This is a genomic window from Streptomyces sp. NRRL S-495 (genome assembly GCF_000966955.1).
Lineage (GTDB): Bacteria > Actinomycetota > Actinomycetes > Streptomycetales > Streptomycetaceae > Kitasatospora > Kitasatospora purpeofusca.
Genome location: NZ_JZWY01000868.1, coordinates 1 through 9,810, shown reverse-complemented (window position 1 = coordinate 9,810; position 9,810 = coordinate 1). Strand labels below are relative to the sequence as shown.

Here is a 9,810-nt window from a genome sequence, read left to right as displayed (position 1 = left end):
GGCGTTGGCGTCGTCGTAGCCGGTGACGAGCCGGACCGAACCGTCCGGCGTGGAGGCGTTGTTGTAGAAGACGAGGTGGTCGTCGGAGAGCGCACGGTTGCCCTGGCAGACCAGGGCGGCGATGTCGTACTCCTCCTCCCCCGTCCAGTGCAGCAGGAGGCGGGCGGGCTCGGCCGCCACCTCGATCGCGGGCGCACCCGCGGCCGACCCGCCGGCCGGATCGTCCACGGCACTCGCGTAGGCCGGCGCGAACATCTCGTGGAAGCCGTGGTGCTTGAGCAGGCCGACCAGCTCGGAGCCGTTGATCAGCGTGATCGGCTTGCCGGAGACGAACTGGTGCGAGCTCGGCCCGAACTTGCTGGTGGTGACGAGCACGGCCTTGGTGGCCGCCCGGTCGTGCTGGAGCGTGCCGAAGAGGTCCCGCACGACCGACGGGGTCACCGTGTCCCGGTAGCGCTTGACCTGCACGATCACGTTCCCGCCCCGGAACGGGTCGCTGTCGATGCCGCGCACGTCCACCCCGCCGTCCTTCGACCGGGCGGTCAGCTCGACCTTCATGCCCATCGACTCCATCAGCCGGGCTATCAGCTGCTCGAACTCGATCGGGTCCATCTCCAGCAGGAGTTGGAGCTCTCGCACCCGCCGCGCCATCCGGCCGCGGTTCGCATTGGTGTCGTCGCGGAGGTGCCGGAACAGCATCCGCTGGGCGCGGCGCTCGTTGGCGTCGGGGTTGCTGAGACGGTGGAGCTTGCGGCTCCGGGACATAGGTACTCCCTCGAACGCACATGGCTGACGTTTCGTCAGGTGCGTGTCAGAAATGGCGACTTCAGGACGGCTTGGGCACATCCCCCGCTGGGTAAGTGAGTAGGTTACCGCCGTACGCGGACTCTGTCGTTCGGATCGGCGCGGGCAAATCCACCGATCGCCTCCGCGCGATCACGGCCCGCTGCCAGACTGGGCGAATGAGCACCGAGGGCGCACCGCTGGAGCTGGCGCACTACTACCCGGGCTGGATCTGGGACGACGCCTCCGTGGGGCGGATGAAGAGCCCACGAGCACGGCATCCACTACCGGGCCTACGCCCGCGAGCTGCGGACGTTCGTCCATGAGCTCGAAGGGGTCGGCGCTCCGGCCGACCGGGAGCGACTGCTGCGCGACCGCTCCGAGTCGCTCGCCGACCAGGCCGCCGCCCTACGGCAGGCCCGCCGCGGGTGGGGCCGACCGCTGGTCTCGCTGGCGCTCGGAGGCGCGGGCGCCGTCTGGACCCTGCGTCAGAGCGACCTCATAGGGACACTCCTCGCCTTCTCGCAGGTCGCGTCCGGCTTCGCGGCCCCGGCCAAGCGCAACACCGCCTTCACCTACCTCCTCGAAGCGCGCCGTATGAGGTGACCCGGCCGGCGCCGGGCCCTACCCGCGCCCGGGCTCCAGCACGAAGACCGGAATCACGCGGTCGGTCTTCTCCTGGTACTCGGCGTACGCCGGGTACGCGGCGACGGCGCGCGCCCACCACTCGGCCTTCTCGTCCCCGGTGACCTCGCGGGCCGTCATCTCCTGGCGCACGGGCCCGTCCTGGAGCTCCACGTGCGGGTCGGACTTGAGGTTGAAGTACCAGACCGGGTGCTCCGGGAAGCCGCCCTTCGAGGCCACGGCCGCGTACCGCCCCTCGTGCTCCACGCGCATCACCGGGATCTTGCGGAGCTTGCCGCTCTTCGCGCCGCGCATCGTGACGATGACGACCGGCAGACCCGTGTCCCAGAGCGTCGTTCCCTGGGTGCCGCCCGAACTCTCGTACAGCTCGACCTGGTCACGGATCCACTGCGCCGGACTCGGCCCGTACTCGCCCTCAAGAGGCATCGCGTTCACTCCGTCGTCGCGTCGTGAAGAAGGGATATCTCGGTCGAGAAGCCTATCGAGTGCGAGGCTCCGGTGCCCCCCGGCGCACCGCTCCGTGGTTAGGCTCTCCCCTCATGGCAATGAACGACAGTGAGCTTCTCGTGGTGACCACCACCCACGACGAGGAGGCGAAGGCCCGCACCCTGGCGGCGGACGTCGTCCGGGCGCGGCTCGCGGCGTGCGCGCAGGTGTACCGGATCCAGTCCGTGTACTGGTGGGACGGCGAGGTCCAGGACGCGGCCGAGTGGCGGATCGACTTCAAGACGCGCGCCGAACTGGCGGACGCCCTGGTGAAGTTCATCGGCGAACGGCACGACTACGACACCCCCGAGGTGGTCGCCGTGCCGGTGGTGGCGGGCAGCGCCGCATACCTGGACTGGGTGCGGGCGGAGACGGCCCAGCAGGGTTGAGCCCCACCTGACGGCCCGCCGCTCCGACTGCGGAGCGGTGGGCCTGGATGCGGCCGGCGCGGACCAGGGTGCTCGGAGCGGCGCCGCCGAGGTAGATCGAGCCCAGGTCGGACACGCCCAGGCTCAGGTCCGGCTCCCGATCGGTCGCCTCGCACTCCGCCTTGCCGTCCCGGACGGTCAGCAGGTAGCGGTTGCGCTCGCCCAGGAACACGTCGTCGACATCGAGCACCAGCTCCCCGTCCGCGATCCAGCCGCGTGCGGCCAGGGCGCGCGGCACGTCCAGCAGCCGCACCCAGAGCCAGTCCTCCTCGGCGCTCGTCTCGCCGCTGCGGATGTCCTCCAGCTGCCACCGCAGCGGGTGCCAGGCCGGGACGTGCTTGAACACGACCTGGCCGATCAGGTCGTGGCCGAGTACGGTCCGGGCCAGCGTTGTGAACACCTCGTCGTCGAGGGCGATGACCTCGTCCACGGTCAGGATGCTCGTCTTGCTCACGCGGTCGAGGTCGCCCAGCGCGTAGCTGGCATAGCCGTCCGGGACGCCGGCGGCGTCGCGGTGCAGCACGATGTAGCGCGGTGCCGGGGAGATGGGGGGCTGACCGGCCCGCAGGGCCCACCAGCGGTGCGGGCGGGAGAGGGCCCCGGGCTGGGCGCGGCGGTAGCGGTCGTAGACGTCCGCCAGGATCTCCTGGCAGTCGTCGCTCCGCAGCAGCTCGACCGTGCCGGTGTCCTCGCCGCCCGCCCTCGGGGTGATGAGGTCGGCCCGTCGGCGCGGCATGGTCAGCCGGTTGGTCCAGGTCGCCGGCCCGTAGCCGAAGCGGCGGTAGATCACGGCCTCCGAGGCCAGCAGCACCGAGAGGAACTCGCCGCGCTCCCGGACGTCCGCGAGCTGGCGCCGCATCATCGCGGTCAGCGCACCCCGACGCCGGTGCGTGGGCGCGACGCCGACGGCGGTGACTCCGGAGACCGGGACGACGGCGCCCCCGGGCAGGGTGAGCTCGAAGGTGTAAGCGGCGGCGGTACCGACGGGCCGCCCGTCGTCCGCCACGGCGACCAGCCCTCGATCCAGCTCGAACGCCGACCACCAGGCCCCGCCGCCGTCCTCGGTGGTGGTGCCGGGGAACAGCCCGAACGCCGAGTGCATGGTGGCGACGAACGCCTCGCGGTCCTGCTCGGTCGTGGCACGAATCTCCATCGGTACTGCGGCCTCCCCGGTTCGTCCGCACCACCTCCCGCGGCGCGCCCAGCCACAGTGCATCCGCCCCAACACCCCAGGTCAAGCGAATTACCCCCTCGACATCCCCCACCTCCCCGGTCCGGCCGCTACCGAACAACCGTCAATGAACAGCTTCCTTGCATGCGGACCGACCGTGACCCGTACTGCCGGGAGTTGTACGGGTCGGGAGGGGTGGGTGTCAGGGTCCGTGCTGGAGCCCTCGGCCCGCCGGGGGTGGCGGGCCGAGGGGTGGGGCGGGTCGGTCAGCTGAAGATCACCGAGCGGAGCTTCAGACGGTTGCCGAGCTTCTTGCCCGGGTTCATGACGTAGTAGGTGTCGCCGTCGCAGTTGAAGTCGAGGAAGACCGTGGCCGTGGAGGTGGTGAAGTTCTCCGGCGCGAAGGCCGGGTGGTCCTCGGTGGCACCGAACAGGTTGATGCACTGGCGGCTCTCGGGGTCGGCGATCCCGGCCGGGACTCCGGGGCCGACCTTGTAGAGGAAGTCACCGGTGGCGGCGTGGGCGGAGTTCGGTACGGCAAGGGTGATCAGCAGGGCCCCGGCGGCGGCGACCAGGGAGTTGCGAAGGCGCATGGTGGTTCCTTGTATTCAACGGTGCCGGAACGTCCGACGCGGCGTCGATTCCCCAACTGCACGCCCTTGCACGCGCTGTGCACTCGATCGAGGTGGAAGATCACCCGTTCAGGCCACCCGCTCGCCGCTCGGGTTACGGCTGCCGCCGGCCATGGCATCGCGGACGCCACGCGTGAGGCGTTCGGCTATCGCGGCGACCATGGTGCGCGGGCGGCGCGGGGTGAGGTGGGCGCTGAGCTGGTTGGCGAAACCCGGGACGACGTAGGCGCGGTCGGCGTCGAGGGCCCGGAGCGCCGCCCGGACGACCGGCCCGGGGGTGGCGAAGCTGCCCGTGACGGCGGCCTTCCGGGTGCCGATGACGTTGAAGAACTCGGTCTCCACCGGCCCGGGGCAGAACGCCAGGACGCGGATGCCGCGCCGCCGGTACTCCTGGCGCAGCGCGAGGCTGAAGTTGAGCACGAAGGTCTTCGAGGCGCCGTAGACGGCGAGGTACGGGGTGGGCTGGAAGCTCGCCGTGGAGGACACGTTGACCACCGCGCCGCCGCCGCGCGCGAGCATGCCGGGCAGCAGTTCGTGGGTGAGGTCGACGAGCGCGACCACGTTGACCATCAGCTGGTCGTGGTCTCGCTGCCCGTCGATGGTCTCGAACGGGCCGCAGGTGCCGAAGCCGGCGTTGTTGACCAGCAGGTCGACGGTGAGGCCCCGGTCGGCGAGTTCGGCGCCGACGCGGCGGGCGGCGTCGGGGGCGGAGAGGTCCTGGACCAGGACGTGGGCGGTGACGCCGTGGGCCTCGCCGAGGCGCTTGGCGAGGTCGTGCAGGCGGTCGGCGGAGCGGGCGACCAGGACGAGGTCGTGGCCGCGCGCCGCGAGCTGGGCGGCGAACTCGGCACCGAGGCCGGAGGACGCGCCGGTGATCAGAGCAGTGGTGGCAGTGCGCACGGGGGTGCTCCCTTGTCTCGCTATCTGTAACACGAGAGTATCGGATAATCGATGATCTGCAACACTCATGTTTCAGTTAGTGGGCAAGCCGATCCCCCGCTGTACCGTTCCCGGGTACGGCAGAGCTGGAGGCACACAGATGAACCGCACCCCCGGGCGCCCGCTGCGCGCCGACGCCGAACGCAGCGTCCGCGCGATCCTCGCGGCGGCCGAACGCGTCCTGGCCGAGCACCCGGGCGCGACCATGGAGCAGATCGCGGAGGCCGCCGGCGTCACCCGCACCACCGTCCACCGCCGCTTCGCCAACCGGCAGGCCCTGGTCGACGCGCTGGCGGTGGAGGCGGCGGCCAAGCTCGCCGAGGCGATCGAGGACGGGCACCCGGAGACCGCGCCGCCGCTGGTCGCCCTGCACCGGGCGACGGCCAATGTGCTGCGGGTGAAGGCGGCCTGGGGCTTCGCCCTCGGACCGGCGGCCGCAGGGAGCGAGGCGGCCGCCCGGATCCACGAGGAGATCGCCCGCCGCTGCGTCGAACTGCTCGGCCGGATCCAGGATCAGGGGGTGATCGCCGCGGGCGCCGACCTGGAGTGGGTGCGGCGGGTCTACTACGCCCTCATCGGCGAGGTCCTGCACGGGGAGCCGGCCATCGCGGGGGCAGGCCGCACCACGGCCGCGGAAACGGCCACCGCCCCCGACCCCGACACCCTGGCCGCCCTGATCGTCGACACCGTGCTCCACGGCGTCGGCCCGCGCCCGGCGCGCTGACGGACGCGGGCCGCGGCCTTCAGGGCGTCGTCACCGCTGTCCGGCCCGGCCTTCTCGCAGACGGTCCGAACGTCGCCCCGCGCCCCCAACTCGCCCATATCGCATGACAATCGTCTATCTCCCTCGATCGAGGGAAAGATCGCCCATGACGCCATATTCGCCGCCGGATGGGGGAACATCAGCACGTCCGCGCCCGAACGACCCCGGTCGGGCGGCAGAACCGGCCCCTGGATCAGCCCGTGACTCCCTCCTCCGCATCCGTGTGGGACTGCCCCTTCAACCACACCGACGGTCTGGAGTTCGACCCTCTCCTCAAGCGACTGCTCACCGAGGAGCCGATCGCCAGAATCCGCCTGCCGCACGGCGAGGGCGAGGCCTGGCTGGCCACCCGTTACGAGGACGTCCGCGTGGTCACCACCGACCGCCGGTTCAGCCGCGCCGCGGGCATCGGCCGGGACCTGCCCCGGATGACGCCCGCCCCGATCGCCCAGGTCGAGTCGATCAACCTCATGGACCCGCCGGCCCACAACCGGCTGCGCCGCCTCGTCGCCCAGGGGTTCACCAACCGCCAGGTCGAGCGGATGCGCGCGCACACCCAGCGCGTCGTCGACGGCTACCTCGACGAGATGACCGAGCACGGTGCGCCCGCCGACCTCGTCGCCCACCTCTCCGCCCGGCTCCCGCTCACCACCATCTGCGAGCTGCTCGACATCCCCGCCGAGGACCGCACCGAACTCCGCGGCCACGCCGTCGCGATGATGGCGATGGGGCCGAACAGCGGCGCCGGCCAGGTCAACGCCAAGACCGCGCTGCGCGCCTACTTCGCCGAGCTCACCGCCGCCCGCCGCCGCGATCCCGGCGAGGACCTCATCAGCGCCCTCGCCACCGCCCGCGACGGCGAGGAGCTGCTGGACGACGACGAACTCGCCGTGATGGCCATGGTCCTGCTGGTCACCGGCCACGACACCAGTACCTACGAGCTGTCCAACATCACCTACACCCTGCTCACCCACCCCGAACAGCTCGCCAAGCTCCGCGCCCAGCCCGAGATGCTGCCGCGCGCCCTGGAGGAGCTGCTCCGCTTCATCCCGTTCCGCCAGGGCGTGGGAATCGCCCGGGTCGCCACCGAGGACGTCGAGCTCGGCGGCGTGCTGATCCGGGCCGGCGAGCCGGTGCACGTCTCCTACCTGGCCGCCAACCGCGACCCGGCGGTGTACGAGCGGCCCGACGAGCTCGACCTCGACCGGGGCGCCCCCACCCATATGACCTTCGGCTACGGCACCCACCACTGCCTCGGCTCCCATCTGGCCCGGATGGAGCTCCAGGTGGCCATCGGCACCCTGCTGAACCGGTTCCCCGGGCTCCGGCTCGCCGTGCCGCCGGAGGCGCTGGACTGGCGGACCGGCTCGATCTGGCGCTACCCGCGGACCCTGCCCGTCGCCTGGTGACGACCGCCCCCAGCCGCAGGCCACCTGCCCGCAGGAGCCCTGCCCACAGGCCACCTGCCCATCGGAGAACCCCGCCATGCCAACTCTCTGCCGCCCCGCCGTCGCCGTCCCCGAGCACGTCATCACGCTCGACGAGACCCTCGACCTGGCGCGCACCCTGCACGCCGACCACCCGCAACTCGGGCTCGCCCTGCGGCTGATCGAGAACACCGGGGTGCAAACCAGGCACCTGGTCCAGCCCATCGAGGAGACCCTCCGGCACCCCGGTTTCACCACACGCAACGCCGTCTACGAGCGGGAGGCCAAACGCCGCGTCCCCGAGGTGGTCGAGCGCGCCCTCGGCCACGCCGACCTCACCGCCCAGGACATCGACCTGATCCTCTATGTGTCCTGCACCGGCTTCATGATGCCCTCGCTGACCGCCTGGCTGATCAACAGCATGGGGTTCCGCTCCGACACCCGCCAGTTGCCGATCGCCCAGCTCGGCTGCGCGGCCGGCGGCGCCGCAGTCAACCGGGCGCACGACTTCTGCCGCGCCTACCCCGGCGCCAATGTGCTCATCGTCGCCTGCGAGTTCTGCTCGCTCTGCTACCAGCCCACCGACCTCGGCGTCGGCTCGCTGCTCTCCAACGGGCTGTTCGGCGACGCGATCGCCGCCGTCGTGCTGCGCGGCCACGGCGGCACCGGCGTCCACCTGGAGCGGAACGGCTCGCACCTCGTCCCCGACACCGAGCACTGGATCTCCTACGGGGTCAAGGACACCGGCTTCCACTTCCAGCTCGACAAGCGCGTGCCCGGCACCATGGAGATGCTCGCGCCCGCCCTGCGCGCCCTGGCCACCGACCACGCCTGGGACGTCTCCGGCCTCGGCTTCTACATCGTGCACGCGGGCGGTCCGCGGATCCTCGACGACCTCTGCCGCTTCCTCAACCTGGAGCCGGCCGCGTTCCGGTTCTCCCGGGCCACGCTCACCGAGCGCGGCAACATCGCCAGCGCCGTGGTCTTCGACGCGCTGGCCCGGATGTTCGAGGAGGGCGGGGTCGAGGACGGCACCCAGGGGTTGATCGCGGGCTTCGGTCCGGGCATCACCGCCGAGATCTCGCTGGGCAGTTGGGTGCGGCAGCCACTGGAGGCGAAGGTCCCGCGCCGGCCCCGGGCGATCGACGCCGCAGAGCTGACCCTGGCTCACCAGACCACCCCCCTGCTGCGTCCGGCCGGGACTACGATCACCGAATGACCGATACCACCGATGCCAGCCATGCCACCGATGCGGCCGGGGCGGCCGATGCCACCGACGCCACTGATGTCGCCGCTGCCACCGATGTCACCGCTGTCACCGATACGGCCGGGGCGGGCGGGGCGGCCGGGGCGCCGTTGATCCCCAGACCGCCCCGGCCCGGTGACGCGTCCCGGGCCACCGAGCTGGCCGCGCTCTTCCCCGCCCTGCACGCCCCGCAGTACTGGGCCTGGGGCCGCTACGACGCGCAGTTCTCGACCGTCCTGCCGCCGGACGAGCTGGTCACCAACATCCACCTGGTGGGCTTCACCGAGGGCGACCGGGTGGTGCTCTGCCGCGACGACCGGAACCACTGGTTCCTGCCCGGCGGCACCCGCGAGCACAACGAGTCCGTGGACTCCTGCCTGGTCCGCGAGCTGCGCGAGGAGGCCGGGGCCCGGCTGCTCGGCGACCCGGTCTGGCTGGGGGCGCACCGCTGCGTGACCGACGACCCGGTGCCCTACCGGCCGTGGCAGCCGCACCCCGAGAAGGCGTGGCTCTGGGGCTGGGCCGACGTGGCGGTGGACTCGATGCCGACCAACCCGGACGACGGCGAGCAGGTCGTCGAGGTGCGGGCGGTGGAGCCGGACGAGGCCCGGCGGCTGCTGCTGGACGGCCACGACGCCTGGTGGGGCGAGCTGATCGCACTGGCGGTGGAGCTGCGGTCGCGACCGCGCTGAGCCGAGCCCGTAGGCTCGCCGGGCGGCGTCCCGAAGGTCACCGGAATGGCTCAGTACGGCAGCACGGCGCCCGATTCGCGGTGATATGACTCGAAGGGACTCGGGTCCTTATCGGGCCCGCACCGACGGGAGCCGTCATGGACAACTACCCGCTGCTCAACATCTTCTGGACGATGCTGGAGCTGTTCCTCTGGATCCTCTGGTTCTTCCTGCTGTTCAAGATCATCACGGACATCTTCCGCAGCCACGACATGGGCGGCTGGGCCAAGGCCGGCTGGATGATCCTGGTGATCCTGCTGCCACTGATCGGCGTGCTGGTGTACGTGATCGTGCGCGGCAAGAGCATGGGGGAACGCGATGTCGCCCAGGCCCAGAAGGCCGACGCCGCGTTCAAGGCGTACATCCGGGACGCGGCCGGCACCCCCGGCGAGGGCGGCACCGGGGACGCGGGCACGGGCCGCAGCCACGTCGACGACCTGGCGAAGCTCGCCGAACTCAAGGCCAACGGGTCCATCTCCGAGGAGGAGTACCAGCGGGCCAAGGACAAGCTGCTGGTCTGAGCCCGGTACGGCCCGCGTGGTGGCCGGTGGACGCGCGT

Annotated in this window: 11 protein-coding genes; 6 read left to right on the top strand and 5 right to left on the bottom strand. The window is 71.5% G+C overall.

Going from position 1 to position 9,810, the window contains the following annotated elements:
• Together VR45_RS35220 and VR45_RS35215 are read right to left on the bottom strand one after the other, a co-directional pair.
• Positions 1 to 765 (bottom strand): restriction endonuclease (locus VR45_RS35220; protein WP_045943987.1); only part of this gene is annotated, 765 nt, incomplete at its 3' end.
• Positions 766 to 1,407: 642 nt separating this feature from the next.
• Positions 1,408 to 1,854, bottom strand: a complete 447-nt coding sequence (locus tag VR45_RS35215; RefSeq protein ID WP_045943986.1) for a nitroreductase family deazaflavin-dependent oxidoreductase — start codon at positions 1,852 to 1,854, stop codon at positions 1,408 to 1,410.
• 119 nt (positions 1,855 to 1,973) lie between these two features.
• Here VR45_RS35215 and cutA point away from each other — a divergent pair, with 119 nt between their 5' ends.
• A complete protein-coding gene (cutA, locus tag VR45_RS35210; protein WP_045943985.1) occupies positions 1,974 to 2,303 on the top strand; it encodes a divalent-cation tolerance protein CutA in 330 nt (109 codons plus the stop codon).
• Here the strand turns inward: cutA and VR45_RS35205 are convergent.
• From VR45_RS35205 to VR45_RS35195, 3 genes are all read right to left on the bottom strand, one after another.
• The gene (locus VR45_RS35205; RefSeq protein WP_078897194.1) at positions 2,191 to 3,495 is read right to left on the bottom strand and encodes a GNAT family N-acetyltransferase; all 1,305 of its coding nucleotides are present in this window, start codon (positions 3,493 to 3,495) and stop codon (positions 2,191 to 2,193) included. The two genes, cutA and VR45_RS35205, sit on opposite strands and share 113 nt — an antisense overlap.
• A gap of 284 nt (positions 3,496 to 3,779) precedes the next feature.
• A complete protein-coding gene (locus VR45_RS35200; RefSeq protein WP_045943984.1) occupies positions 3,780 to 4,106 on the bottom strand; it encodes a hypothetical protein in 327 nt (108 codons plus the stop codon).
• A gap of 108 nt (positions 4,107 to 4,214) precedes the next feature.
• Complete coding sequence (locus VR45_RS35195; RefSeq protein ID WP_045943983.1) at positions 4,215 to 5,045, bottom strand: SDR family oxidoreductase; 831 nt, start codon at positions 5,043 to 5,045, stop codon at positions 4,215 to 4,217.
• A 139-nt stretch (positions 5,046 to 5,184) separates the two neighbouring features.
• On the opposite strand from VR45_RS35195, the gene VR45_RS35190 reads away from it, so the two are divergent.
• From VR45_RS35190 to VR45_RS35170, 5 genes are all read left to right on the top strand, one after another.
• Complete coding sequence (locus tag VR45_RS35190; RefSeq protein WP_045943982.1) at positions 5,185 to 5,808, top strand: TetR/AcrR family transcriptional regulator; 624 nt, start codon at positions 5,185 to 5,187, stop codon at positions 5,806 to 5,808.
• 239 nt (positions 5,809 to 6,047) lie between these two features.
• Positions 6,048 to 7,256, top strand: coding sequence for a cytochrome P450 (locus tag VR45_RS35185; protein ID WP_234326466.1), 1,209 nt, complete (start codon positions 6,048 to 6,050; stop codon positions 7,254 to 7,256).
• A gap of 76 nt (positions 7,257 to 7,332) precedes the next feature.
• The gene (locus VR45_RS35180) at positions 7,333 to 8,493 is read left to right on the top strand and encodes a type III polyketide synthase (protein ID WP_107084368.1); all 1,161 of its coding nucleotides are present in this window, start codon (positions 7,333 to 7,335) and stop codon (positions 8,491 to 8,493) included.
• Positions 8,490 to 9,212: an NUDIX hydrolase gene (locus VR45_RS35175; protein ID WP_078897196.1), complete on the top strand. Its 723-nt coding sequence runs from the start codon at positions 8,490 to 8,492 to the stop codon at positions 9,210 to 9,212. The genes VR45_RS35180 and VR45_RS35175 overlap by 4 nt, the downstream gene beginning before the upstream one ends.
• Positions 9,213 to 9,349: 137 nt before the next feature.
• Positions 9,350 to 9,772 (top strand): SHOCT domain-containing protein, encoded by a 423-nt coding sequence (locus tag VR45_RS35170; RefSeq protein WP_045943981.1) that lies wholly within the window; start codon positions 9,350 to 9,352, stop codon positions 9,770 to 9,772.
• Positions 9,773 to 9,810 lie beyond the last annotated feature (38 nt).

Bases quoted from the DNA above. Each gene is read 5' to 3' on its own strand.
- VR45_RS35215 (WP_045943986.1), bottom strand. From the start codon at position 1,854: ATGCCTCTTGAGGGCGAGTACGGGCCGAGTCCGGCGCAGTGGATCCGT.
- cutA (WP_045943985.1), top strand. From the start codon at position 1,974: ATGAACGACAGTGAGCTTCTCGTGGTGACCACCACCCACGACGAGGAG.
- VR45_RS35205 (WP_078897194.1), bottom strand. From the start codon at position 3,495: ATGGAGATTCGTGCCACGACCGAGCAGGACCGCGAGGCGTTCGTCGCC.
- VR45_RS35200 (WP_045943984.1), bottom strand. From the start codon at position 4,106: ATGCGCCTTCGCAACTCCCTGGTCGCCGCCGCCGGGGCCCTGCTGATC.
- VR45_RS35190 (WP_045943982.1), top strand. From the start codon at position 5,185: ATGAACCGCACCCCCGGGCGCCCGCTGCGCGCCGACGCCGAACGCAGC.
- VR45_RS35180 (WP_107084368.1), top strand. From the start codon at position 7,333: ATGCCAACTCTCTGCCGCCCCGCCGTCGCCGTCCCCGAGCACGTCATC.
- VR45_RS35175 (WP_078897196.1), top strand. From the start codon at position 8,490: ATGACCGATACCACCGATGCCAGCCATGCCACCGATGCGGCCGGGGCG.
- VR45_RS35170 (WP_045943981.1), top strand. From the start codon at position 9,350: ATGGACAACTACCCGCTGCTCAACATCTTCTGGACGATGCTGGAGCTG.